This window comes from Treponema bryantii, from assembly GCF_036492245.1.
Lineage (GTDB): Bacteria > Spirochaetota > Spirochaetia > Treponematales > Treponemataceae > Treponema_D > Treponema_D bryantii_C.
In genome coordinates this window covers 1045147-1070991 of sequence record NZ_AP025286.1, presented here as the reverse complement: position 1 = coordinate 1070991, position 25845 = coordinate 1045147, and the positions used below count along the sequence as shown (strand labels likewise).

General features: G+C 38.6%; 19 protein-coding genes. 6 read left to right on the top strand and 13 right to left on the bottom strand.

Features of this window, described 5'->3' with window-relative positions:
- Positions 1-12: 12 nt before the first annotated feature.
- The 6 genes from gap to AABJ44_RS04885 all read right to left on the bottom strand — a co-directional run bounded on the left by gap (position 13) and on the right by AABJ44_RS04885 (position 10135).
- Positions 13-1047: a type I glyceraldehyde-3-phosphate dehydrogenase gene (gene gap, locus AABJ44_RS04910; protein ID WP_338370819.1), complete on the bottom strand. Its 1035-nt coding sequence runs from the start codon at positions 1045-1047 to the stop codon at positions 13-15.
- A 162-nt stretch (positions 1048-1209) separates the two neighbouring features.
- Positions 1210-2271, bottom strand: coding sequence for a hypothetical protein (locus AABJ44_RS04905; RefSeq protein WP_338370818.1), 1062 nt, complete (start codon positions 2269-2271; stop codon positions 1210-1212).
- Positions 2272-2392: 121 nt separating this feature from the next.
- Positions 2393-6118 (bottom strand): amino acid adenylation domain-containing protein, encoded by a 3726-nt coding sequence (locus AABJ44_RS04900; RefSeq protein ID WP_338370816.1) that lies wholly within the window; start codon positions 6116-6118, stop codon positions 2393-2395.
- Between the two features lie 76 nt (positions 6119-6194).
- Positions 6195-6815, bottom strand: coding sequence for a hypothetical protein (locus AABJ44_RS04895; RefSeq protein WP_177177741.1), 621 nt, complete (start codon positions 6813-6815; stop codon positions 6195-6197).
- A 77-nt stretch (positions 6816-6892) separates the two neighbouring features.
- Entirely contained in the window at positions 6893-7378 is a 486-nt protein-coding gene (locus AABJ44_RS04890) for a hypothetical protein (RefSeq protein ID WP_338370815.1), read from the bottom strand.
- 15 nt (positions 7379-7393) lie between these two features.
- Entirely contained in the window at positions 7394-10135 is a 2742-nt protein-coding gene (locus tag AABJ44_RS04885; protein ID WP_338370814.1) for a valine--tRNA ligase, read from the bottom strand.
- Between the two features lie 127 nt (positions 10136-10262).
- Here AABJ44_RS04885 and AABJ44_RS04880 point away from each other — a divergent pair, with 127 nt between their 5' ends.
- Positions 10263-11153, top strand: coding sequence for an omptin family outer membrane protease (locus AABJ44_RS04880; protein WP_338370812.1), 891 nt, complete (start codon positions 10263-10265; stop codon positions 11151-11153).
- A 99-nt stretch (positions 11154-11252) separates the two neighbouring features.
- On the opposite strand, the gene AABJ44_RS04875 is transcribed toward AABJ44_RS04880, so the two are convergent.
- The 5 genes from AABJ44_RS04875 to AABJ44_RS04855 form a co-directional block, all read right to left on the bottom strand.
- Positions 11253-12071, bottom strand: coding sequence for a hypothetical protein (locus AABJ44_RS04875; RefSeq protein ID WP_338370811.1), 819 nt, complete (start codon positions 12069-12071; stop codon positions 11253-11255).
- 147 nt (positions 12072-12218) lie between these two features.
- Positions 12219-12590, bottom strand: coding sequence for a hypothetical protein (locus tag AABJ44_RS04870; RefSeq protein ID WP_074642756.1), 372 nt, complete (start codon positions 12588-12590; stop codon positions 12219-12221).
- Positions 12591-12766: 176 nt separating this feature from the next.
- Complete coding sequence (locus tag AABJ44_RS04865; protein ID WP_338370810.1) at positions 12767-14701, bottom strand: ABC transporter ATP-binding protein; 1935 nt, start codon at positions 14699-14701, stop codon at positions 12767-12769.
- Positions 14701-16461, bottom strand: a complete 1761-nt coding sequence (locus tag AABJ44_RS04860) for an ABC transporter ATP-binding protein (protein WP_338370808.1) — start codon at positions 16459-16461, stop codon at positions 14701-14703. Before AABJ44_RS04860 ends, AABJ44_RS04865 begins: the two co-directional genes overlap by 1 nt.
- A 170-nt stretch (positions 16462-16631) precedes the next feature.
- The gene (locus AABJ44_RS04855) at positions 16632-17228 is read right to left on the bottom strand and encodes a DUF4230 domain-containing protein (RefSeq protein WP_338370807.1); all 597 of its coding nucleotides are present in this window, start codon (positions 17226-17228) and stop codon (positions 16632-16634) included.
- Between the two features lie 115 nt (positions 17229-17343).
- Between AABJ44_RS04855 and hflK the strand changes: the two genes are divergently transcribed.
- Genes hflK through AABJ44_RS04835 form a run of 4 tightly spaced genes read left to right on the top strand, consistent with a single transcriptional unit; the run spans position 17344 to position 22540 of the window.
- Positions 17344-18306, top strand: a complete 963-nt coding sequence (gene hflK, locus AABJ44_RS04850; protein WP_083379794.1) for an FtsH protease activity modulator HflK — start codon at positions 17344-17346, stop codon at positions 18304-18306.
- Between the two features lie 15 nt (positions 18307-18321).
- Positions 18322-19308, top strand: coding sequence for a protease modulator HflC (gene hflC / locus AABJ44_RS04845; protein ID WP_338370806.1), 987 nt, complete (start codon positions 18322-18324; stop codon positions 19306-19308).
- Positions 19308-20999, top strand: coding sequence for a hypothetical protein (locus AABJ44_RS04840; protein WP_338370805.1), 1692 nt, complete (start codon positions 19308-19310; stop codon positions 20997-20999). The genes hflC and AABJ44_RS04840 overlap by 1 nt, the downstream gene beginning before the upstream one ends.
- Positions 21000-21049: 50 nt before the next feature.
- Entirely contained in the window at positions 21050-22540 is a 1491-nt protein-coding gene (locus tag AABJ44_RS04835) for an acyl-CoA carboxylase subunit beta (RefSeq protein ID WP_074642768.1), read from the top strand.
- A gap of 211 nt (positions 22541-22751) precedes the next feature.
- On the opposite strand, the gene AABJ44_RS04830 is transcribed toward AABJ44_RS04835, so the two are convergent.
- Both AABJ44_RS04830 and AABJ44_RS04825 read right to left on the bottom strand, forming a co-directional pair.
- On the bottom strand, positions 22752-23555 hold the full coding sequence (locus AABJ44_RS04830) for a purine nucleoside phosphorylase YfiH/LACC1 family protein (protein ID WP_338370803.1): 804 nt from the start codon (positions 23553-23555) through the stop codon (positions 22752-22754).
- Complete coding sequence (locus AABJ44_RS04825; protein WP_338370801.1) at positions 23536-25248, bottom strand: DUF5312 family protein; 1713 nt, start codon at positions 25246-25248, stop codon at positions 23536-23538. Before AABJ44_RS04825 ends, AABJ44_RS04830 begins: the two co-directional genes overlap by 20 nt.
- A gap of 137 nt (positions 25249-25385) precedes the next feature.
- Here AABJ44_RS04825 and AABJ44_RS04820 point away from each other — a divergent pair, with 137 nt between their 5' ends.
- On the top strand, positions 25386-25802 hold the full coding sequence (locus tag AABJ44_RS04820; RefSeq protein ID WP_074642774.1) for a FecR family protein: 417 nt from the start codon (positions 25386-25388) through the stop codon (positions 25800-25802).
- Positions 25803-25845 lie beyond the last annotated feature (43 nt).

The following is a 25845-nucleotide window of genomic DNA, read 5'->3' as shown; positions in this document are numbered from 1 at the left end:
AACAAGTTATACTTAGCAGTTCTCAGAGAAGTACTTAATTGTTCTAACCATCTGAGATGTGTAGCTGTTTTCGTTGTCGTACCAAGATACTACTTCTACCTGGTATGTATCGTCGTCGATCTTAGATACCATTGTCTGAGTAGCATCGAAGAGTGAACCATAGCGCATACCGATGATATCACTAGATACGATTTCATCTTCGTTGTATCCGAAAGATTCTGTAGCAGCAGCCTTCATAGCAGCGTTGATAGATTCCTTAGTGATGTCCTTACCCTTAACTACAGCGAAAAGAAGTGTTGTAGATCCTGTAGGTGTTGGAACACGCTGAGCAGAACCGATCAATTTTCCGTTCAATTCAGGAATTACAAGACCGATAGCCTTTGCAGCACCTGTAGAGTTTGGAACGATGTTCTGAGCTCCGGCACGTGAACGGCGGAGGTCACCCTTGCGCTGTGGACCATCAAGAATCATCTGATCACCAGTGTAAGCATGGATTGTAGACATGATACCAGACTGGATTGGATATGCATCATTAAGAGCCTTAGCCATTGGAGCGAGACAGTTTGTTGTACAAGAAGCTGCAGAAATGATGTTGTCATTCTTTGTCAAAGTTGTGTGGTTTACATTGTAAACGATTGTTGGGAGGTCGTTTCCAGCAGGAGCAGAAATTACTACCTTGCGAGCACCAGCTGTGATGTGAGCCTGTGCCTTGTCTTTAGATGTGTAGAAACCTGTACACTCGAGTACAACGTCTACTTTGTTAGCTGCCCATGGACAGTTAGCTGCATCTTTTTCAGCATAAATTTTGATTTCTTTTCCGTCTACGATGATTGAGTCATCAGTAGCAGAAACAGTGTGCTTTCCTTCACCAATCTTTCCACAGAATCCACCCTGTGCTGTATCATACTTCAAAAGGTGAGCAAGCATTTTTGGGCTTGTCAAATCGTTGATTGCAACTACTTCATAACCTTTTGCGTCAAACATCTGACGGAAAGCCAAACGACCAATACGGCCGAAACCATTAATAGCAACTCTTACATCTGCCATTTTATATCTCCTAAAAAATTAGATTAAGATTTTATATCCTATAAAATAATGAATTTATGAGAAATAGTCTATATATCGGAATTATAAGTTTCCTTCAGGCTCCATAAATCCGGATATCCCACAAATATATACCAGCTATAAAGTAAATTTCATATAATTTACTTACTCATCAGTTACCTCTCCGACAGTTTCGAATACATCCTCAAGATCACTTGGCATAATAAAACTAGACTGGAACTCTATAAGCTGCTTTGCAAGTTCTTCTTTATTATCTTTAAGCTCAATTCCGAAAATCTTCATAAGAGTAATCAAAAGAGATTTTACAGAAGGCAGTAACTTTGAGAAACTATCTGAATCAGCTTTTAGTTTTGAATATAATACAGGAGGTTCATTGAGATTCATAACCCCTGCAAAAGTATTCAGAGCATCTTCACCAAGGATATCACAAAGCGAATAAATAACTTCAGGACTATAAAGGTCTATTTTAGTTTCATCCAGTGTATTTGCAGGTAGTTCTGCAGGAATTGATGCTATGTCATTTTTAATAAGATAATCGATAAGTGTATCACCTATTTTGCTATTTACAGGTGTTTTTACTCTATACCGCTCATCATGAAGGTGCAAAGCTGTCATATTATAACAATAGGCCGCAAGTTGAGAACAAAAGAACGGCTTTTTCTTATCATCATATGTAGGAAATAAAGGCTCAATCCATTGAGCCAGAGCATAACCAATAAATTTTAAGAAAATCATAAGTTTTTTGGCTTTTTCATGATTATCTGCAACTCTAGTTCTAAAAAGACAAATCAAGGCTGCCACTGTAGCCTGTGCCATTGCATAGCTGTTATTTTGTTTATCTTCTTCTACAAAATCTGGAAGTTCGTTCAGAACAACCGAACCATCAATACCTTGTGGTAATCTATGCACTTTTACAATATAAGCATCTCCCGGATAAGCTGGGGTTCTCAAACGACAATATGGAAGAGTTGCTTCAGCAACGACACATTTTAATACATCATTTTTATCTTTTTTAAAATCATAAGCTAATCCCACATGAGTAGTTTGTGACTTTTCAGCCCAGATAATAAGTTTATCAATCAAAACTTCAAAATTTTCAAAAAGAAAGTCTTTTATTGACTGATTTGGTTTTAAAGGTTTAAAATCTGGCCCTTTTTTAAAACTGTACAATAAAATATCACCTTTTTTTAATTCTGATTCCTTCATAATTTTTTTCCTCCTAAATTATACATAATTGTATTTACAAGCCCTTGTTTATAATACAATTCATCAAAATCAATTAACTCTACACTATATTTTTATTATGTGTAAAGTTTGAAAATATAGTTTATTGTATATTTTGGATCTGTTTTCTTAACAATTCCCCGTAAAAGAAGGTTAAATCTTTATCAAGATATAGACCAAAATGATTTTTATCTTCAAAAGGTATTATTTCCAGATTTGGAATATATTTTTTTGCAATTTTAATCTTTCTATTATGTTCTGTAGCAGAAGAATATTTTAATGCATCCAGCAATATGACACGTCCATTATATGGTTTCATAGTTTTTCTGGATGTTATCTTGAAAACCCTGTTATACGCATCAGATACAAAATCAAGATATTCATCTTTAATATCCTGATTACGTATTTCCAAATAGTATTTCTTTACCATTTCTTGAGTAACTACTAAAATTTCCTTATCAGAAAGATTTTGTGTATCATTCAGATAGGTATCTCCCATAATTACAAATGGCTTATTATCATGCCTTTCATCCCATAATTCTGCCAGACTATATGAAATTTCACCACCAAAACTGAATCCGACAAAACCACATACATTTACATCTGGTTCAAGTTTTTCTTCAAGTTTCAAATAATAAAATTCTATAAGTTCATTGAAAAACTCATTTTCTTTTCCAATATAATCTGAAGTAACAGGATTAATTATTATAAGATTAAATAATTTGCTCCATACATCATACAAATGAGCTATTTCATTTATTCCTACAATTCCTTGAGAAACAACAAGCAAAGGCTTTTTATTATCATAATCATTATAAAACCATAAAACATGATCATTATTCATTAAGACTCTACGAATTGTTTTATAATGCATGATATCAGCTATATTCAGCTTCAAATCAATTTCATTTCTAATCTTAAGAATAAGTTTCATCATCATAAGTGATGTAAAACCGAGTCGTATTAAATCATCAGTAACTCCAAATTCAATTCCTGGCAACAGTTCTTTTGCATATTCCAGAACCTTAGCCTCAACTTCATTTTCAGGAGCTTCATTCAAAATTATTGTATTTACTTCAGGCTTTGGCAGTTTTCTTTTATCCACTTTACCATTTGCATTTAGTGGTAATTCTTCCAGTCTCATAAATATAGAAGGAATCATAAAATCTGTAAGTTTCTGTGCCATGAAGTTTGAAAGAGCAGTTTCATCTATTTTCTTTTCTGAAGTGTAATACATAACTATCTGATCATTAACTACCTGTACACAAACCTGTTTTATTCCTTCATAACAAAGAGCAACACCTTCGATTTCTCCCAGTTCTATTCTTAAGCCTCTAAGTTTTACCTGAGTATCAATTCGCCCAATAAATTCAATATTTCCATCGTCTGTCCATCGGGCAAGATCGCCTGTACGATACCCCTTTATACACTTTCCTTTAACTTTTATTTCTGTAAATTTCTTTTCATTAAGTTCAGGCTGATTCAAATACCCTCTTCCCAGACCAGCTCCACTTATAAACATCTCTCCCGTCATACCTTCAGGCACAAGTCTTTTTTCTTCATCTATGATGTAAATATCATTATTATAATTTGGCCGACCTATTATCTTTCCATTTTTCTTACCTTTTATTTCATAAGTAGTGACACACAAAGTTGTTTCAGTAGGACCATAGGCATTTATAAATCGGAAATCAGAGTCATTGTTTTCGCTTGGTGGAAGCAGCTCACCTCCTGTAATTATAAGACGTAAACTGTGATTCATATTTTTTAATAGACAACCAATTTGTGTTGTAAAAAAATTAACAGTTATTTTATGTTTCTCAAGGAATTCATTTACTCCTAAAATATCTTTTCGTGTTTCTTCTGGAATCACATATACTGCTGCACCAACTTTTATACTCGGATAAATATCCATCATATGAGCATCAAAACCAAAATTTGAATATGCAGCAACACGATCTTTTTCTGTTAAACAAACAGTTTCCACATACCAATAACAGAAGTTTATTACGTTTTTGTGTTCAAGAGCTGTTCCTTTTGGTTTTCCAGTTGTTCCTGATGTATAAAGGATTATAAAACGATCTTCAGATTTTACTTCCGGTAATTTATTTCTATAATCAGCACCTACATTCAATCCGCTGATATCTTCCTGTGTAAGAATACTGCCTTTAAAATCTCTCAGTTTCTGTTCTGCATATTTTTTTTCTGTCAGAATCAATCTTACATCAGCATCTTCGCACATGTAGATAATTCTTTCTGCTGGAAATGTTATATCCAATGGCATATAAGCACATCCCGCTTTCATTATCGCATATGGATATATCGCAATATTCTCACTACGCTCAATCATTACTCCTACTGCAGATTCCTTTTCAAGATGATAATCCTGTATAAGTTTTGCTGCCAGAGCATCGGTTAGTTCATCAAGTTCCTTATAAGTCAGTCTGTGATTTTCATACACAACTGCTGTTGCATCTGGAGTTTTTCTGGCGCGTGTACGAAGCAAATCGATTAAGGTTTCGCGCTGATCATATTCAAACTTTTCGCCTTCAGATAATTTAATAAGCTTTTCTTCTTCTTTTTCAGAAATAACTGTTATATTTTTAAGCTGTTCATTTATATTTTTCATATAATTAAGAACAACCTCTTTGATTGCTTCTGCAAGTTTTTCTAAAGTCTTTTTATCATTTTTTTCTTCACTTGACTCAAGACAAATCTCATATTCATTGTTGGTTAAACGAATAATTACGCATAAATCGTTATGAATTAAGTTTCGTTTTAATTCTTTTCCATAATATTCTATATCTTCAAACTTAAAACTAACCTGAATGCTTTTATTAGCTCTAAAATTGAAACTGATATGTGGGAAATCGCCAATATCATTGAATAAATGACCTGCCGGATAATTGGCATTCTGATATGCAAGATTTGTTTCTTTTTCAATATTTTGAATTAATTCTTTTACAGTTAATTCTCCAGACAAATCTGTCATAACGGGAACAACATTCACGAACATTCCAAATGCACGCATTTTTGCAAGCCCCGCTCGACCATGATATGCTGAACCATAAGCTATATTGCTCTTTCTGGATAAACTGCCTATAACCAGAGCAAACGCTGCTTGAAATAATAAATCAATACGAATTTCATTTTTATTACAGAAGTCATCCACAAGCTTTTGCTCAATAAAACTTGATATCTGTAACATTTTTCCAGTTTTTGGTTCATTTGAGTCTGAAAGTGTTGCAAATTCTACATTTTTAAATTTATTTACAAAATAATTTCTAGCAAGCTGATATTTTTCTGTTTGTTGCAGCAGATTTTCTTCTTCGGCAATTTCGTAAAGTTTTGTATCTATAATCTGTGGCTTATTTTTACTATAAGCATTCAATTCCCTATTTCCCAAAAGAGCTAACGTAAAACCATCTGCAATAGAATGATGTATATCTATCAGCATATATACATCTTTTTCAGTCTCTACAATCTCTATTCGATACAAAGGTTTTCCATTAAATAAATCAAATACTCTGACAAAATCGTTTTTTATATAGTTTTGGAATTCTTCTTCTGAACAATTCCAGAGTTTTATATTCTTTGGCATATTCATATCAGGCCACTGAACAATTTCGCCGTTTTCGGTAGTCTCATAACGATTATTCATTATTGAATGACAATTTATTAATGTTTCAAATGATTTTACGAGTTTATTTTTGTCAATCTGTTTACCCAGTTTGGTAATTGTAGGAATATTATATTGTGTTGATTCGGGATATTTTAAGCATTCTAAAATAATGCCCAGCTGGGACTGTAAAAGAGGATATTTTTTCATTTTGACTTTTTTTACCTTTTATTACTTTTAAATTTTTTGTTATTATACAATAAGATTAATTGTAATGCAAAAAAAATTATTTGGTACTGTCGGCGCTGGTAGTTGGTTTGTGACGATTGTCAAAATAGCCGCCATCTTCAAGGTAACGACGACGGGTCATAATAAGATTTATAAGCTCCTGGTACATATTAAAATCTACCTGGATAGCCATTGGCAAAAGGAAAAATTCGGTTTCATCACAGTAGCGCTCAATAAACGCTGGGTCTGTAACATAACCAAGAGAAATCATATTGGAAATGCGGTCTGCACACTTAAGGATTTTGGCCTTCTGACTTCCCTCATCAAGAATACGGCATAAAAACTGCTTTTTGTTTTCTTCTTCTTTGCGTGTAACTTCATGAACAAGCTTTAAAACTTCCGGACCATCATCATCTGCATTTGTAATTAAATCTGGAATAAAGCCCGGAATATCTTCTATTGTATCATGAATAATTGAAGCCTTAAGAAGCACTGGATCTATATAGCCATAGTCCAGAAGAATTGCAAAAGTATCCATCTGATGGCGGAACATATTTCCACCTGCATGACGTGCTTTACCGATAAGGGCTGTAGCAAGCTGAATATATGGAGCAAAGTGAATACTGCTGAGTTGAAGCATCTGCTGTTCATTCATATTCTGAGGCTTATCTGTTTTCATTTCGTAATGTGGCTTTGACATATGGACCTCCTTCCTGCTCCTTTCTAGAATACCTTCCGCTATTATCGGCAGAAAGCTTATTTAAACTTCACAAATTCTTCAAAACGATTTCCAAAAATATCAACTGCATCACCATAGAAATAATTTTTCGGTCGGATAAGTTCAAGATGATAATTCATTTTATCCTCCGATTCTCCAAGTTCCGCAATTGAATAATAGAAATCGCCGGTATAATATTTTATAAATTTCTGTGCTTCATAAGTGGCTACAGGCTTTCCGTCCTCATAGCGCACACATTCAGTAAAGTTAAATTTGATTTTCTTTGAATCGATTTTATAAGTACCGTTCCATACAATAATGTTTGTTGAATCTGCATATGAAACGCGCAGCATTACTGTATGGTCTGGTTTAAGAATAAGGTGATGATAGTAGAGTTGCATGTTATTATCATAATTCTGCATCACCCATTCGCTGTCATTGAAAGGACTGTTCTTTAAATTAAAACAGCCGGTCAGAGAAAGAGAAATCAGAATTATCAATAAACCTAAAATGCTCTTTTTCATAACCGGCCTCCTGCACTACTGAAGTTCCTTAAGGTAACTTTCAAGTGTTTTTATTTTACGCTGGCTTTCTGCAAGGCGTTCTTTTTCTTCCTCAACAAGATTAGCCGGAGCGTGCTTTGCAAAGTTTCCGTTGAGCTTGTTCTCGCTCATTCTTGCATAGCCCTGCTCTTTTTCAATTGTTTTCTGGAAGCGGACAATCAGCTGTTCCTTGTTGATACTTTCATCAACGAGGATGAATGCTTCAAAGCCCTTACCTACAGTTCCGATTGAGCTGGCAGGTTTCGCATCAACAAACTCAACCTTAGCAACACCGGCAAGCAGCTGAATCATTTCAACTTTTTCGCGTGCAACTTCGGCAGCACTACCCTTTTCAACAAGAATAGCAATGTTGATTTTTTCTGCAGGATCAATTCCACACTCTACGCGGAGTGCACGAACCTGACCGATAAGCTCTTTAAGTGTATCAAAGCGTACATTGATTTCTGCGTTTTCACGCTCAGCAACAACCTCTGGATATGGAGCGTTGATAAGCATTCCAACGTACTCACTGTTTGAAGCAATCTTCTGAGTACCGGCAGCCTTACGGTTTGCAGCAATCTCAGAAAGTGGAAGCTTTCCATAAATCTCTTCTGTAACAAATGGGATATATGGATGAAGAAGACGGAGGCTTTCTTCGAGGATGTTCATAAGAACTGAAGCCTGACGATCCTTTTCCTTATCATCACCATTCTTAAAGTTAATCTTTGTAGCTTCAACATACCAGTCGCAGAACTCATTCCAGAAGAATTCCATAAGGGCAGAAGCTGCATCGTTATAACGATAGCCTTCAAGAGCCTCTCTTACTGTCTTTACGGCGTGATTCAGGCGGCTGTAAATCCATTTGTCGAGTTCAGTAAGGTCTGCGTCTGTAATTGAAACAAGGTTGCGTCCTTCAAGGTTACCAAGAAGATAGCGCGAAGCATTCCAAACTTTATTACAGAAGCGGCTTCCAAGCTTGAAGCTTTCCTTATCAATAAGAACATCCTGTCCCTGAGCACACATAAATCCGAGTGTAAACTTAAGGGCATCGGCACCGTACATATCAATAATTTCGAGAGGGTCCATTCCGTTTCCAAGAGACTTAGACATCTTGCGGCCCTGCTTGTCGCGAACAAGTCCGTGAATGTAAATATCGTGGAAAGGAGCTTTTCCTGTAAACTCAAGACCGGCCATAATCATACGGCAAACCCAGAAAGGAATAATATCGTATGCTGTAAGCAGTGCCTGTGTAGGATAGAATTTTGCAAGATCTTCAGTTTCCTGAGGCCATCCCAAAGTAGAGAAAGGCCAGAGCCATGAAGAGAACCAGGTATCAAGTACGTCAGGATCCTGTTCAATATTTTTTGAACCACATTTTGGACAGCAAACTGGATCTGTACGGCTACAGATTGTTTCACCACATTCACAGTACCATACAGGAATTCTGTGTCCCCACCAGATCTGACGGCTTACACACCAGTCGCGGATATTTTCCATCCAGTGGCTGTAAGTATTTTCCCACTTCTTAGGATAGAATACCAGTTCACCTTTTCTCCATGAATCAAGAGCTTTCTCAGCCATTGGCTTCATTTTTACGAACCACTGGTCAGAAAGATAAGGTTCTACAACTGTTTTACAGCGGTAACACTTACCAACTGCGTGAACAATTTTTTCTTCACCCTTGAAGAGGCCTGCGGCTGTCAAATCTTCAATTACTAATGCACGAGCCTGTTCTGGTTTGAGTCCACGGTATTTTTCAGGAACATTTTCATTCATTCTTCCGTCTGGAGTAAGAAGATTGATTACTTCCAGATTATGACGGAGACCTACTTCCCAGTCGTTAGGGTCATGAGCCGGAGTAATCTTTACCATACCAGTTCCGAATTCCATATCAACATATTCATCTGCGATAATTGGAATCTCTTTTCCGGTAAGAGGAAGTTTGAGCATTTTTCCAACGAGTGCCTTGTAGCGGTCATCGTTAGGATTTACGGCAACGGCTGTATCACCAAAGAAGGTTTCTGGACGAGTTGTTGCAACTTCAATTTTTCCGCTTCCGTCAGCATACTCGTAGTAAAGGTGGTACATTGCACCCGGTGTATCTTCGTGGTCTACTTCATCATCTGCAAGAGCAGTACCACAACGAGGACACCAGTTTACAAGGCGCTTACCTTTGTACATAAGACCGCGTTCATAAAGAGTTACGAATACATCGCGAACTGCGGCAGAAAGGCCTTCGTCGTATGTAAAGCGCTCGCGGTCCCAGTCTGTTGAGTTACCAAGTTTTTTCTGCTGCTTTACAATAATATCATGGTGCTGATGAGTTACTTCCCATGTGCGTTCAACAAGCTTTTCACGGCCAAGGTCAAAACGAGTTTTTCCCTCTTTTTTAAGCTGGCGTTCAACTACGTTCTGAGTTGCAATTCCGGCATGGTCTGTACCTGTAAGCCAGAGAGTATTATCACCCTTCATACGGTGATAGCGAACTACGATATCCTGGAGAGTATTGTTGAGACCGTGCCCCATGTGGAGTACACCAGTTACGTTTGGAGGAGGAATGACGACAGAATAAGTATTGGTTTTCTTGTTGCAGTCTGCGCACTGGCACTTGTACTGCTCGTGTACTGGGGAAGCCTCATCTGAAGCCGGCTTAAAATAGCCCTTGCTGTCCCATTCATTGTAAATTCTGTCTTCAAAAGACTTTGGCTCATAGGCCTTTTCTAATTCAATTGCTTTCATCTGTCATTCCTTCCTTAAAGCATTTTGTTTTAAAATATTGCTGAAAATTATAATGAATTCATCATTATTTGTCATTAGTCGAAATTGCTTTCAAAAAACACCGATGCGATGTATTATGATTTATAAAATGAAAAAACTGATTACAGCAATTCTTTTTCTGATTCTCTCTTCTCCATTGTGCTTCAGCGCCAGCGATTTTCATTTTTCAATCGAACCACGTCTTTCTGTCAGTTATGGAGAATTAAACGAGCTCCTCTATGGCTCAGATGAAAATTTAGTCAGTCAGTTGGATTGGGAACAAAAATGTCTTTTTAATTTGGGATTATCTGCAGGTTTTTCGTTTCATAATTTTTCTGTCTCTGCCCTTTTTGATTATTCACTTCCATTGGGAACTTCATACATGACAGATTCTGACTTTAACCATAATGGAGAAAGATACAGCTGGACTGAACATCCTATAGAAAAAAATATAAACATAAACACAGAACTTGCTTTGGCCTACGAAATAAATCTGTATAGTAAATTTTCACTTATTCCTGAACTTCAGCTTAATTACCTTTTTTCTTTATTTGAAGCAGGAAATGGAAACGGAATTCGTAATGACAATTCAATTCGTGTTTACGGAATAGATTATCGCAGGCATTCAATTTTCATTTTTACAGGCTTTTCATTAAAATCACAAATAACTTCCAGATTAAATATAAAAGCGTCTTTCTTCACAGCCCCATTTATTTATCAGAATAGTTTCGACTATCATCATGGAAAAAAACATCCATTTTCCTCAAATGATATTCAGACAGGCTGTTTCACAAAATACAAGATGGATTTTTCAATTGGTCTAAAATTCAACGATACACTTTCCATTAAATTATTTTCAGATATGTTGATGAGCTTTCCCGATAGAGGCATTCTATATACCGACTACTATGGAGATAAAATGGAATTACTCACCTCCCAACAAAGCGGAGCTTCAATAAAATATATAAAAGCCGGAACATCACTAATAATAAACTTTTAACTTCTCTTTTTTATTATCTTTGAACGAGTATAAACACAAAAAAAATCCCGAGGTCATAAGACTTCGGGATTTTAATGGATTTATAGAAGTTTAGAAGATTTATTCTTCAATTTCTTCTGATTCCTTGTACATATCAAGATATTTCCAACTTCCTGTAAGAGTTTTTCCAGCATCTATTTTTGCGTAAACTGCAACTTTGTTCTGTGGAATTCCTCCTCCAGTTTTAAGATCAAAAGCATCTTCAATTGTTCCTGCTTTTACATTTGTTTTAATTGCATTCAATGAAGCCAAATTAGCATTTTTGTCCTTAATTACTTCTTTAGCAAGTTCTGCCTCTGCATCACTAAAAGTATAAAGTCCCCATTCCCAGTAACCTTTAGTTGGATTTTCTCCTGAATTCTTAAAAGCTTTGTAGTAAAGATAATATGTGAGTTTTCCATCAACTAAAGCAGGACGAGTAATGCTTCCTATTCCGTTTGTTGTGTTTTTATCCCAAATAACTGTTTCAACAGCTGGATCTGAAGCCTCGTCATTTGCACCAAAATTCTTATCTTGAATATCGCTTACATTTTCAAATCTGGATACATAGAAATTCTTATCTTTAGCAGCTGATAATCCCATAATGTAGAAAGATCTTTTTCCATTTTTCTCATCAAGATCAAATATTGCACCCATTTTACAGTATGAACTTTCATTTGGATTTTCAAATGTAACCTTTACTAAAGCTCCTGCATGCTGTAATGAAGTAGATTTGTATGCTCTATACTCCGTAGCTGATTCATTTGTATAATCCACAGTATAATCATTATTCTTACCTTGAATTGCGCCATTTTCATCATCGACCATCTTACAGCCAAAGAATGCCATTATAGTTGCTGCTGCAGCTAATCCCAATAAAACCTTTTTTACCATTTTCATAGTAACTTCTCCTTAGTTTATTTCCCGCGCGGGGCGGGTAGTTTTTGGTTTGTACGAAAAAAACGGTGGTTAAATTCGTACAATAAATTAAATATATGACGATTATATGTATTTTGCAAGTTTTTTTCCTGCAAAAAAGGTCATATTTTATTTCTTTAATTTGATTACTGTTTCGTAGTCTTTTGTAGTCCAGTCTGGATCGATAACCATATCGAGATCAGCATTGAGAGCAATGCCTTTTTTGAAGGTATATGAACGTTCTGTATCCTTACAATCAAAAGAAATTGATACGCCAGAAGTGTCAGCTTTTACTTTGAAATTCTGAACTGTGCCATCTTTAAAGGTGTATACTTCTTCACCAGTACTAGTTTTTGTGAGTACGATTTTTCCATCTGCAGAGAAAGTCCAGTCTGCATCCCAGTTTTTGTCCTGCCAGGTTCCTTTGATTCCACCAAGGTCAAGAGCAAAAAGGCCGGTTGCCATGACAGCAGCAACAGCTAAAGCCAATAGTTTTTTCATAAAAAAAATCTCCTTTGTGATAGTATAAATTTAATTCTATCACAAAGGAGTGTGGTGTCAAGCGTGAGATCCCGAAACTTAGGGAGCGACGTCTGAAAGCCGTCAAAATGCTCCAGGGGAGCATTTTGAGCGAGTCTCCGAGCAGCTATGCTGCGAAGGGTTCGGAATGACAGTGTTTATTCATCTAATGTGATTTTGTTTCCGGTATACAGGAAGTAGTAGCGGCCCTTTGCAGCGATGAGCTCGTCGTGGGTACCGCGTTCAATAATATTTCCATGCTCCAGAACGATAATTTCGTCGGCGTTGCGGACTGTTGAAAGGCGGTGTGCAATTACAAAAGTTGTACGGCCGCTCATCAGGGAGTCCATACCCTCTTCTATCAGTTTTTCTGTACGTGTATCAATAGAAGAAGTAGCCTCGTCCAAAACAAGTACCGGAGGATCAGCAACCGCAGCACGTGCAATCGCTAAGAGCTGGCGCTGTCCCTGGCTAAGGCTTGCACCATCACCTGTGATAACTGTATCGTAACCGTTTTCCAGATGACGGATAAAGTGGTCGGCATTTGCAAGCTTTGCAGCCTCGTAAATCTGAGCATCAGAAGCTTCAAGGTTTCCGTAACGGATATTATCTTTTATAGTTCCTGTGAACAGGTGTGTTGTCTGCTGAACCATACCAAGAGACTTACGCAAACTTGCCTTAGAAATCTCATTCAAAGGAATGCCGTCATAAGTAATCTTGCCGTTTCCTTCCGGTACATCATAAAAACGAGACAACAGATTGATTGTAGTTGTCTTACCAGAACCTGTAGAACCAACCAAAGCAATCTTCTGACCAGGCTTTGCGTGAATGCAGATATCATGCAATACAGTTTTCTCAGGTTTGTAACCGAAGGTAACGTGATCAAACACAACTTCACCTTCAAGCTTACGAAGTGAATTATCTGCAGGATTCTTCCATGCCCATTCACCTGTTGAAGCATAAGACTGAACAAGCTTTTCAGCTCCGTCATTTTCTTTTGCTTCATAAGCGTTTACAAGAGTATATTCGCCTTCATCAATTTCTTCTTCTTCATCGATTACAGCAAAAATACGTTCCGCGCCGGCAAGTGCATTAAGAACTGAGTTTGCCTGCATACTCATCATAGAGATTGGCTGGCTGAAAGAACGTGTGTACTGAAGGAAGGCTGCAATAGTTCCAAGATTCATGATTCCAGTAAACCAGTTGAAGCTCATTACTCCACCCTCGCCAAGAATCATAAAAGCTGCAGCTGTAATAGCTACAACGGCGTACTGCATGTGGCTGAAGTTATTCATCATAGGGCCCATGAGTCCACCATAAGTCATAGCGGCTGTTCCGGCTTTACGAAGATTGTCACTCAAAGTTTCAAACTGCTCGATTGCCTTAGGCTCGTGGTTGAATACTTTGATTACCTTCTGACCTTCAACCATTTCTTCTATAAAACCGTTCATTTCACCAATGCATTTCTGATTTTCGCGGAAAGCTTTAGCAGAGCGTTTTCCAACAGCAGCCATGCTCAGTGTGATAAGGAACATAGTTACAAGCATGATGATTGTAAGCATCGGGCTCAAAGAAATCATCATTACAAATACAGAAGTAACTGTAATAATAGAAGAAAAGAGCTGAGGAATTGTTTGGCTCATCATTTCACGAAGAGCATCAGTATCGTTTGTAAAGCGCGACATGAGCTCACCGTGAGTGTGTGCATCATAATATTTAATAGGAAGCTTCTCGAGACGGCTGAACAAATCACAGCGCACGTTGTACAAAAGGTTTGTAGAGATGTACAGCATGAGGCGTGAGTTACACCATGAAGCAAGAACTCCAACACCAAACAGACAAAGAACTCCAATGAGAAGCTTTGCAAAGCCCGTAAAATCAGGATTCTGACTTCCAATCATCGGAATGATGTAATTGTTCAAAGCAGGCTTAATAAGGTAAGTTCCGATTACAGAAGCACCAGAACTGATGATTACACATAAAAAGACAACTAACCAGAGTGCCTTGAATTTTCCCATATATTGAAGGATGCGGCCGATAGTCTTTTTTGCATCCTTTGGTTTTCCAAAACCTTTATTTCTTACTGGTGGCATTAGTCTTCACCTCCTGCAAGGTCTGCGTCTCCGCTACCCTGCTGCTGCGATTCAAATACTTCACGGTAAATCTTGTTTGATTTCAAAAGTTCGTCGTGAGTTCCAACACCACTTACAGTTCCTTCATCAAGAACGATAATCTTATCTGCTTCTTTTACAGAAGAAATACGCTGAGCTATGATGATTTTTGTAGTTTCTGGAGCAAGCTCTTTTAGAGCATTGCGGATGCGGCCTTCTGTAGCAGTATCAACGGCAGAAGTACTGTCATCAAGAATAAGAATCTTTGGATTTTTTAGAAGAGCACGTGCGATACAAAGTCTCTGCTTCTGACCACCGGAAACGTTTACACCGCCCTGTCCGAGCATTGTGTCATAACCTTCAGGGAAAGAAGTAATAAAGCTGTCTGCATCGGCTGCCTTACAAGCGGCAATAATCTGATCTTCTGTGGCATTTTCATTACCCCAGCGGAGGTTGTCTCGGATTGTACCACTGAACAAAACGTTCTTCTGAAGCACCATGGCAACACTGTCACGGAGTACTGTAATATCATAATCGCGTACATCAACACCGCCGATTTTTACAGAGCCCTTGAAAACATCATAAAGTCGTGGCAAAAGAGAAACCAGAGAAGTCTTAGAAGAACCGGTACTTCCGATAATTCCGACAACTTCACCGCTCTTAATTTCAAGATTGATATCTTTAAGAATCAGATTGTCTTCGCGCTTACCGTAACTGAAATCAACCTTATCAAAGCTGATTGCGCCGTTCTTTACTTCCATAACAGGATTTTCAGGATTTTTGATATCCGGAACTTCGTCGAGTACTTCAACAATACGCTGATTAGAAGCCTGAACCATTACGAGAGAAACAAAAACCATTCCAAGGAACATGATAGAAGAAAGTACCTGAGTTACATAAGTGAAGAAGCTGATGAGCTCACCACTGAGCATGTGACCGCCAACGACAAGTCTTCCACCAAACCACATTACAGAAATCATGGAAACATACATTACAAGCTGCATGATAGGCATCATAAAGATGATGCACCTTTCTGCATGAACCTGAGCTGTGCGGACATCATCGGCTGCCTTGCGGAACTTTTTCTCTTCAAACTCACCGCGAACATAAGCCTTTACAATTCGAATACCAATAAGGTTTTCCTGAATTGCACCGTTTAATGCATCAAACTTTGCCATCATCTTCTTAAAACGAGGATGCGCAATATTAGAAATTGTAAGGATTGAGATTACGATAACCGGTACTGCAATCAAAAAGAGAACTGCAAGCTGAGAGTTCATTCTGAAAGCCATGATTGTTCCGGCAACAAGCATAAACGGAGTACGGATACACATATGAATGAGCATTCTGTACACGTTCTGAGCCATGTTTACATCAGTTGTAAGACGAGTTACAAGAGAAGCTGTACTGAAACGGTCAATATTTGCAAATGAAAAGCTCTGAATCTTGCGGTAAAGTCTCTGGCGCAGTGTACAGGCAAAGCCCTGTGCTGCAACTGTTGAAAAACGGGTTCCCAGCATACCGCAGATAAGTGATATAACAGCGAGTCCGACCATAATGGCGCCGTATTTAACAACAAACGGCAGGTCTTTTCCCGCAATTCCAACATCAATGATTTTGGCCATTATAAAAGGAATAACAACTTCCATCAAAACTTCGCCGATCATTACAACCGGCGAAAGAATTGTATTTACTATATATCGCTTACTCAGGCCTTGAGTAAGTTTTCTAACTGTAGACATGTATTTAAAGTTAACAAAAACGTTTTATGATTTCAAGCGTTTATGTTAAATAAAGAGAAATCTCTTAGAATTTTCTTATTTTGTACAACTAGTCGTCATTGCGAGGAGCGCAGCGACGTGGCAATCTATTAAATGGATTGCTTCGCTTCGCTCGCAATGACGGAAGGGTATTATCGGATTTTTACTTCTTCAAAGCCTAGAGCCAGCATAAACTGAGTGATTATGCGGATGGAATACTCGCGGGCTTCATCAAGCACACCTTCAGCAATCATATCTTCCATTGCTTCAGTTTTAGCCTTTTCTATTTCATCAAAAACATCCTGAGTTGAAATAGGTACAAAAATACTCTGCTTTTCATCGAAAACACTCTGGCTCACAATCTCATTGCCGAGCACCTCCGCCTCTGGAACGCTAAGCGTTATAGTTTTTCCGTCGAGCGAAACACTGTATGAAACATCAGTTATATCAGCAATTCCCGCACGAATAATCCCCGTGTACTTAATAATACTGTAGCTCTTTGCAAAGCCCGAAGTTTTTTTCAGGGTAATTATGTCACTGTAACGGTATTTAGCAGTTACCAGCTCCTGACAATAAGAAAGCTGACGGTCTACAAGCGCCAGTTTGTTTTCTGTTTTTACGCCGGCAAAACGATTAAATGCAAAATAACCGGCTCCCAGCACAATAGCAGCCACAACAATAATTGTCACAATTCGTAAAAGGATTCTGGTCCCAAGACCTGCACGTTTTTTTTCTTTTTTATCTTCCATATTAAATATTATACCCTAAAATCCTTTTTTTTGTTGTATTTTTTTATATTAGTCTATATCTTTAAAATAAGATTCTGAAACAAGTTCGGAATGACACGAGGAGGAGGCGCCAAAGATGGCTGACGAAGAAGTAAAGAAAGCTAAACGTGTACGACGTAGCGTAGGCCCTGCCCTGCTTTTCTGGCTGATTATGCTGGGAATTGCGGTAATTGCAGGATTTTCAAGTGTTTATGTAGTTGATGAAACTGAAAATGCAGTAATCACAAGGTTTGGAAAATACACACAGACTGTAGGTTCCGGACTGCATTTTAAGCTTCCGTTTGGCATCGACAAAAACTACAATGTCGATATTAAAACTCTCCGAGCAGAGCAGTTTGGTTTTAAGACAATTAAAGCCGGCCGCAACAACGAGTACAAAAACAATATTTCTGAAGAATCAGAAATGCTCACAGGCGACCTTAATATAGTAGATGTTGAATGGGTTATTCAGTATAAGGTAACCGATCCTAAGCAGTGGCTGTTCAATGTTTACGAACGCGAACAGACTATCCGTGATATTTCCCGCTCGGTAATCAACACTCTGGTTGGTGACCGTGCAATTTTTGATGTAATTTCTTCTGACCGTTCTACAATCCAGAACCTTGCCCAGGAGCAGATGAACGAAAACTTTAAAGCACTCGGACTTGGAATCAACGTAACAACAGTTCAGTTCCAGAATGTAGTTCCTCCAGTAGAAGTTCAGACGGCTTTTGAAGATGTAAACAAGGCAAGTCAGGATATGAAACGCTTTATCAACGAAGGTAAGGAAGCATACAATGCAGAAATCCCTCGTGCTCAGGGTGAAGCAGACCGTCAGATTCAGGTTGCAGAAGGTTATGCCGCAGAACGTGTTAACATGGCAAAGGGTGATGTTGCCCGTTTCAACGCCGTTTACGAAGAATACAAGCGTGCTCCTAAAGCAACAAAAGAACGTATTTATCTTGAAACTATGGCAGAGATTTTTGGCAGCGAGAAAAAGCCTGAACTTATCGACAGCGAGCTTGAAAATCTTGTTCCTGTAAAAAATCTTAAGGACTAAAGTGAGGACAGACTAATGACTAAAGCAATGAAAAAATTTATTGGCTGGCTTATCGCTATTGTGATTCTGTTTATTCTCTTTGTTTTGACAGGACCATTCTATATCGTAAATGAAGGAAAGCAGGTTGTTATTACCCGCTTCAGTAAGATTGTTGATTCTCACGAGGAAGCAGGTCTTTATATCAAAGTACCTTTCCTTGATCAGGTAACTGAATATCCAAAACTGATTCTTTCTCTTGATGGCGACCCACAAAGCATCACTACTAAAGAAAATCAGTATATAATAGTAGATACTACATCAAGATGGCGAATTACTGACCCGGTTGCCTTCTATCAGAACTTCCAGACTCTGGACAATGCTTATAATAAGCTTTCTGATATCGTTGACTCTTCATGTCGTACTGTTATTACTCAGAATCGTATGAGTGAAATCGTACGTTCTTCTAACATCATCAATGAAAGAAAGAATACAGAAGCAGAAAAAGATGAAGAGACAAAAGAAATCGACAAGCTTGTAAATGCTGATACAGTAAACGAGGTAGTTACTAAGGGCCGCAGCGAGCTTTGCCGCCAGATGACAGCAAAAGCACAGGACGAGGTTCGTGGCTGGGGTATTGAACTTCTGGACATTGTTCCACGCCAGGTAAAATACTCTGCAGAACTCAACGAATCAGTTTACAACTCAATGATTAAGGACCGAAATCAGGTTGCTCAGGCTTACCGCTCACTTGGTGAAGGTAAAAAGGCTGAATGGCTTGGACGTCTTGAAAACGACAAGCGCACAATTGCTTCAGAAGCATACCGCAAGTCTGAGGAAATTAAGGGTGCTGCCGATGCTGAAGCTGCCGCAATTTATGCTGCTGCTTACAACAAGGACATTGAGTTCTACACTTTCTGGAAGAGTATGGAATCTTACAAGCAGAATCTTAAAGATTACCCTGCTACTTACAGTACTAAGATGGACTACTTCAAATATCTTTATGGCGCGGATGGTAAACGATAATGCAGTTACTGACAATAGAAAACGGAGAGCTTAGACTTAATTCAAATCTTGATGAGTACACTTTTGGAAAAACAGGTCACGATAATATTCTCAGTTATGAGGGTGTGATTTTTGACGGTAAAAACTTCCGTCAGTGGACTTTTGAAGATGTAAAATCTTACGACGCTGAGAAAAACGGAAGTCTTCAGCGAGTCGTTTTCTATTGTGCTAAAAATCCTCTGGGCAATGATGCTGAAAATATAAAGACACTTGCCCAGTATTTTGAAGAAGGCGGTGAAAACGCTCTTACAGCTGTTAAAGCTGTATGCACTGCCATTACTGCTGCAGCCACAAATGGAAATCCGATTCCATTTGTTGGAGCCGGCGGAATTATGATCGATGGAGAAAAAGTTCTTTTTGCTCCGGAGGCATTATTCAGTTATGCAGCAAATACACTTCCCGCAGAAGAAACTCTCAATCAGCATACAGGTTTTTTGAATGATACAATAAAAGACCTTCCTGCACTTTGTTTTGAACGGGCAGCTATAATCTACAGACTTCTTGCAGGCCGTCTTCCATTTACAGCAACAGATTCTATTGCCCGCAATGCAGATATTTTTGACCGAAAATTCCTTCCGATTGAATACTGTGTTAACGGAATTGACAGCGGACTTGCCCTTGCAATCAACAATGCACTCAAGCTTAATTCTACCGCTGTAAATGTTCCTGGAAAACGCAAGAAGGGAAAATCAAGTGAAGATCTGCGCCCTGTTGCAGACTTCCCTCTCGAAAAAATTGATGAAGCCTTCCGCCTCAGTCAGAATAATAAAGAAGACAAAGACTTTGAGGAAAAGGTTTCTGCCTATATTAAAGCACAAAACTCTAAAATCAATACAAAACGCCATATCAAGCGAAACGCAACTACCCTTACAGTAATTGCGACAATCATAGTTATAGTTATCTGTGTTACTGTAAGTACATTAAGAACCCGCGGCGAAGATTATACTTCTGTCGGACTCACTTCAACTCAGACAATCCGCGCCTATATGAACGGTGTAAACGAAAAAGATACTATGCTGCTTTCTGATTTTGGAGATGGAAAAGCTGCCGGTGACTATGGTGATATGGTAAGCCGTATTTATGTTATGCATAAACAGCGTCTTGCTTATGGAAATGACAACGGCTTCGGTTATCCTGCTAACTGGCTTTTCTATATAACTGATGAAGCTAAATACAAGCGCTCTGGTATTTACGGAGTTACAAACCTTAAGATTGACGGAAAAGCAGAAACTCTTGCAGTAGAACTTAAAAAGAAAAATCAAAATCCAGCTCCTCTCGAAAAAGAAGGAAATATTACACTTGAGAATGGCAGTACTTCTGTTCACAAGGTTGAATATTATCTGCTTTATACAGAGGGAGAAGAGGTTGATTATATAGTAGAAAAAGTAACTTCTACCGTTACCCTCACCTTCAAAAAGAACCGCTGGATTATCACTGATATTCAATATGATGGAAAAAATCTTGGTGTAGACTGCAATGCCTTTAAGAAGGATTACTTTGCTGCCCTTGAAAAAACTAACGGTGAAGTTATTCCTGCCGTAGACAGTCTCCGCTCTAAATATGAATGGCTGCCGGAAAAAGATGCAATGCAGAGAGAAAAAGAACAGATTGAATACTATCTGACACATCCATATGCCTCTCTAGGCCTTTAATCATATTGACAATTTCTCAATATTTGTCATAATAGAATACGAGGTTAACTATGGAATACAATGTTGAAAAACAGCACGCGAAGGGAAAGCTTCACGCTATTGAGCGTATCAATGCACTTTGCGACAAAGATTCATTCGTAGAAACATATCAGGGTGTAAAACACAACTGTACCAGCTTTGGAATGGACAAAAAAGACATTCCTTATGATGGTGTAATCACAGGTTTTGGAAAAATAAACGGACGTAAAGTTGCAGTTTATGCACAGGACTTTACTATTCAGGGTGGTTCTCTTGGCCACATGCATGGCCGCAAGATTGCCGACCTTACAAAAATGGCTATTGATGCCCGCTGTCCTGTAATCGGAATTAACGATTCGGGTGGAGCTCGTATTCAGGAAGGTGTAGAAGCTCTCGGTGGATACGGTAACGTATTCAATCAGAATGTTCGTGCTTCTGGTGCTATTCCTCAGATTTCTATCATCGCTGGTCCTTGTGCCGGTGGTGCCGTATACTCACCAGGAATCACAGACTTTATCTTTACAGTTGATAAGGTAACTCAGATGTTCATTACAGGACCTAAAGTTGTTAAGTCTGTAATGTTCATGGACATTTCTGCTGAGGATCTAGGTGGAGCTACAATTCACGCTACAAAATCAGGTGTTTCTCACTTCCGCTGTGAAGATGAAAAATCATGCTACGAAGAAGTACGCCGTCTTCTGGACTATATCCCACACTACTTTGGCGACAAGATTGAACCAAACGAAAAGTTCAAGTTTGATGAAAAGAAAGCCGCTAAGAGAATCAAGGAAATCCTTCCTGAAAATCCACGCCAGGGCTACGACGTTCGCGACGTAATCAACTGCGTAATCGATGAAGATTCATTCCTTGAAATCATGAAGGAATTTGCTATTAACTGTGTAGTTGGCTTTGGTAAGATTGAAGGCCGCACAGTTGGTATTGTTGCTAACAACCCTAAGGGAGTTGGTGGTGTATTGGATTGCGACGCTTCTGATAAGATTGCACGCTTTATCCGCTACTGCGACTCTTTTGATATTCCACTTCTTACTTTTGTTGATGTTCCAGGCTTTATTCCGGGACCTCAGGAAGAGCAGAAAGGTATTATCCGCCACGGTGCAAAGGTAATCTACGCTTACAGCGAGGCTACTGTACCAAAGCTTACTGTTATTCTCCGCAAGGCTTACGGTGGAGCTTACATTGCTATGTGTTCTAAGCATCTTGGTGCAGACTTTGTTTACGCATGGCCAAAGGCAGAAATTGCTGTAATGGGTGCTGAAGGTGCTATTGAGATTCTGTTTGCTAAAGAGCTTAAGGATCCAAACAAGGCTGCTGAAGTTCAGGCTGCGTCAGAGAAATATAAGAACGAAATCATGACTCCTTATATTGCTGCTGAGCGCGGATACATTACTGAAATTATTCAGCCGGAAGATACTCGTAAGAGAATCGTGGCTAGTTTCGACTTCCTTGAAACAAAGATCTTTACTAATAAACCTTTGAAGAAACACGGAAATATTCCACTTTAATCAGTAAGGGCTCAGTTATGAGCCCTTTAATATTTAACTGTAAATTTTAGGGATTTCAAAAATGCGGGTCCCAGCGACGGCAAAAAAATAAGTTATCCCCCCACCATTCACTTGGCGCTGTAGCTTCGCCAGCGCCTGCGTTGGCGGGGTCCCCCCTTATTCTTTTTGCCTGCGTCCCACATTTTTGAAATCCCTAAAATTATAGAAACTATCAAATACTCTTAATAAAAGCGGCCATTACTGTGAAAGCGTCGGGTTTACCATTTTCCGAGGTTTCTCTTCTATTTGAGCCGTAGATGAAACTGCCGTTTTTTTTGGTACAACACGTGCACGCAGGGTGTATCCAGATGTTCTCCTGTGGGACGCCGGCGGTGCGGAGCGCAGCTAAATTGGCTTTTTCTAACGAGAGTCTGTAGAGGGGGCCGCCGCCGCTGTTCCATAATACTTTTACGCCGGGTTCGAGCGGTGTTACGCAGTTGGGAGTGAAGTTCTCGGAAAACCATTTGGCACGCTCTTCATTTACGATGTAACAGCAGGCGCGGATGTGGGGGCCGATAACTACGCAGAAGTTTTGGGCGCGGGCGCCGTAATCTTTTTCCGCGAGTTTTATTGCGTCAGCAACAATGCCAGTTCCTTTCCAGCCGCTATGAACTATTCCAAACACTCCAGTTTCCGGCTCATACAAGTAAAGCGGCATACAGTCTGCAACGGTGACTGTTGGTATGAGCGAACGGTTCACGGTAATTATTCCGTCACCGATTTTATCCTGAGTATCACCGGCTTTTTTTACATTATAAACGATATGAGTGTGATCGAGCTGTACGGGGACAATTGTACCTTCAGTACTGCCCAGAGATCGAAAAACTTTTGCTCTGTTCGGATTTGTTTCGTTCCAGCGGAAACGCATGCTGCCGGCGGCTTTTAAGGTAAGACCACAAACTGGTGCACCCTCCACTACTTTACCATCACGGTGAAATTCCAGGAACTCAAAAAGATTACTGTTCTGTTGCTGCATCAATAGGCTCCAGTTCTGACAGGTAGAATACGGCTTTCTTCAATGTTTCCCAGCAGGTTCTTAAAGAATCTTTCCAGACTCTATTGTTATGTCCCTTTATTACATTGATATTCTGAAGCCCATCATGAACCTTATCTCTTTCTTCAGAAAGAACTCCGCTAAGGCATTTATCAATCATTCTGGCACCTTTACCAAACTTCTTTACACATTCACGGATTTCAGTTTCAGTTGTAGTCATCATTGAATCAATCTGATTCTGAACCTGGAAAGAACGGAGTCGGCTTGTAGCAAATTCTTCAAACTGAGCGCCATACTCACCTTCCGGAGCAAGACGGTCCAGAAGTTCCTGCATTTGACTCATTGCCTGTGCAAAAAGATTTAAACCTTCTGAATATTCAATTCGGTTTTCATTACGAATAAAAACTCCTTCCATCATAACATCATTCAGATAAGGCATCATATCTTCATATTCATTTTCACAGAACCAGGACAAGAATCCACCGGTAAGCTCACATGCAAAAGGAACTCTCATCCATAAAGCCTGCCACGGCCGGTATTTCATTACCGGGAATTCTGAAAGCTCAAAATCGTTCTTAAGATATGTTTCAAGATTTTTCTTTTTACGTTCTCGAAGCCAGTCTGCCCAGCGAACATCGATAATCTTTCGCCAGTGACTGCGGAAATTAGGGAACCAGCCCTCTACTCCATCTATATTACCAGGAAGCCAGTCATAATCAGCATTGATGATTTTTCCAACCTTAATAATCGGAACATTGGAAATAAACATCTGTATTATACCAAAGCACTGATTTGCTTTTGCAATAAACTCTTTGATTGTGCGTTCAATATCTTTATCCTGTGCGTTTTTTGTAATCTCCTTTCGCTGTGAAAACATCAGCATAGCTTCCAGTACTTCATTCTGTACGGACATTACATTTGAGAAAACTGCGGCAAAACTAGAAAAATCATTTACTGCATTTCGATACGGACAGGTATAATGATTTCCCGTAAGATTTGTAAACTGCGAAGTAAAATGAATATACGGAAGCCTTGTAAACTGACGCAGCCAGTTCAGTGAACTTACAGCACTATACAGATTGCTTTTTGCAGCACCATCAATATTGTTTAATATACTATCAAGATTTTTTAATAATCTGTTTTTAGTTGCAAGATCAGGCTCTGTATCAAAAGAAAGAGAAAACGGATCTGCTTCTGCTGTAATAATATCTGAGAGTTCCGGTGTAACAAATGAACTCAGAAAAACATAAAAGTCACCAGGATTTTCATCTATTATATTGAAATAAGGTTTAAAAAATTCAGCTGAAGATCTAAGAGAACGAAGATGTTCATAGAAGACAGAATCAATAAGACCATTTTTATGATTTAAGATTCCAGGATGATCACGATTTATTCTTCGTGCCATAGAAGCAAGAACATCTTCATTGTATATTTTTTCGGGATCTTTTTTTTCAAGAAGACTTCTTAGCCAGAGGAAAAATCTGTAAAGAGCAGATTCACCTTTAAAACGGATGTGCAGACTGACATTTTTCTCGGGATACAGCTCTTCGGTTTCTACAAGCTGAACAACAGAAACTGCAGACTGATTTATTTTTTCAAGCATATCACTGCGTTCTACCGCATCCATTCCGGCAACAAGTTTATCGAACGCACTTCTGTTCATTTCATCCGTCATACTTTAATTATGTACGGAAAATCCTTATTCTTCAAGAGTCAAAAAGATATTAATACAATTTTATTTTCTAGTAGACAATAACCGAAAAATGTACGATAATATATTGAATTCTAAATCATTAAATTCGGAGAAAATTTATGAGAAAACTAAAAAACTTGGTATGCGTATTATTCGCTATTTTTGCTGCTTCATCACTGTTTGCTGCTGGTTACAAGGTTGAATCTTTTACTGGTAAGGTTACATATGAATCTGCACCAGGAAAATGGATCGCTGTCGAACAAGGTCAGGAATTATCTGCTTCAACTGTAATTCAGACTAGTGTTAATTCAAGCCTTATTCTTACCTTAGACGGAGCTAAAATCAATATCAAAGCAATGCAGAAAGGAACTATTGAAAGTCTTGCTTCTGCAACTTCAGGAAATACTGGAATTAAGAAAGGTGCATCTCTCAAGGGTTCTGGTGTTGCTGCCGGCTCTGATAAAACTAGCAAATCAGTTGTTACAGCTTCTTCCCGCGCAAGTGAAGCAAAGGAAGATTATGAATGGGACGAATAATCCTATAATTTAAATCAAAGCAAATCCTGTGTTCTGGTTTTCC

Coding starts and splice junctions, on each gene's coding strand:
- gap (WP_338370819.1), bottom strand. CDS start 1,047: ATGGCAGATGTAAGAGTTGCTATTAATGGTTTCGGCCGTATTGGTCGT.
- AABJ44_RS04860 (WP_338370808.1), bottom strand. CDS start 16,461: ATGTCTACAGTTAGAAAACTTACTCAAGGCCTGAGTAAGCGATATATA.
- AABJ44_RS04880 (WP_338370812.1), top strand. CDS start 10,263: ATGAAAAAACTGATTACAGCAATTCTTTTTCTGATTCTCTCTTCTCCA.
- AABJ44_RS04820 (WP_074642774.1), top strand. CDS start 25,386: ATGAGAAAACTAAAAAACTTGGTATGCGTATTATTCGCTATTTTTGCT.
- AABJ44_RS04900 (WP_338370816.1), bottom strand. CDS start 6,118: ATGAAAAAATATCCTCTTTTACAGTCCCAGCTGGGCATTATTTTAGAA.
- AABJ44_RS04865 (WP_338370810.1), bottom strand. CDS start 14,701: ATGCCACCAGTAAGAAATAAAGGTTTTGGAAAACCAAAGGATGCAAAA.
- AABJ44_RS04840 (WP_338370805.1), top strand. CDS start 19,308: ATGCAGTTACTGACAATAGAAAACGGAGAGCTTAGACTTAATTCAAAT.
- AABJ44_RS04855 (WP_338370807.1), bottom strand. CDS start 17,228: ATGGAAGATAAAAAAGAAAAAAAACGTGCAGGTCTTGGGACCAGAATC.
- AABJ44_RS04890 (WP_338370815.1), bottom strand. CDS start 7,378: ATGAAAAAGAGCATTTTAGGTTTATTGATAATTCTGATTTCTCTTTCT.
- AABJ44_RS04825 (WP_338370801.1), bottom strand. CDS start 25,248: ATGACGGATGAAATGAACAGAAGTGCGTTCGATAAACTTGTTGCCGGA.
- AABJ44_RS04875 (WP_338370811.1), bottom strand. CDS start 12,071: ATGAAAATGGTAAAAAAGGTTTTATTGGGATTAGCTGCAGCAGCAACT.
- AABJ44_RS04885 (WP_338370814.1), bottom strand. CDS start 10,135: ATGAAAGCAATTGAATTAGAAAAGGCCTATGAGCCAAAGTCTTTTGAA.
- AABJ44_RS04830 (WP_338370803.1), bottom strand. CDS start 23,555: ATGCAGCAACAGAACAGTAATCTTTTTGAGTTCCTGGAATTTCACCGT.
- AABJ44_RS04905 (WP_338370818.1), bottom strand. CDS start 2,271: ATGAAGGAATCAGAATTAAAAAAAGGTGATATTTTATTGTACAGTTTT.
- hflC (WP_338370806.1), top strand. CDS start 18,322: ATGACTAAAGCAATGAAAAAATTTATTGGCTGGCTTATCGCTATTGTG.
- AABJ44_RS04835 (WP_074642768.1), top strand. CDS start 21,050: ATGGAATACAATGTTGAAAAACAGCACGCGAAGGGAAAGCTTCACGCT.
- hflK (WP_083379794.1), top strand. CDS start 17,344: ATGGCTGACGAAGAAGTAAAGAAAGCTAAACGTGTACGACGTAGCGTA.
- AABJ44_RS04895 (WP_177177741.1), bottom strand. CDS start 6,815: ATGAAAACAGATAAGCCTCAGAATATGAATGAACAGCAGATGCTTCAA.
- AABJ44_RS04870 (WP_074642756.1), bottom strand. CDS start 12,590: ATGAAAAAACTATTGGCTTTAGCTGTTGCTGCTGTCATGGCAACCGGC.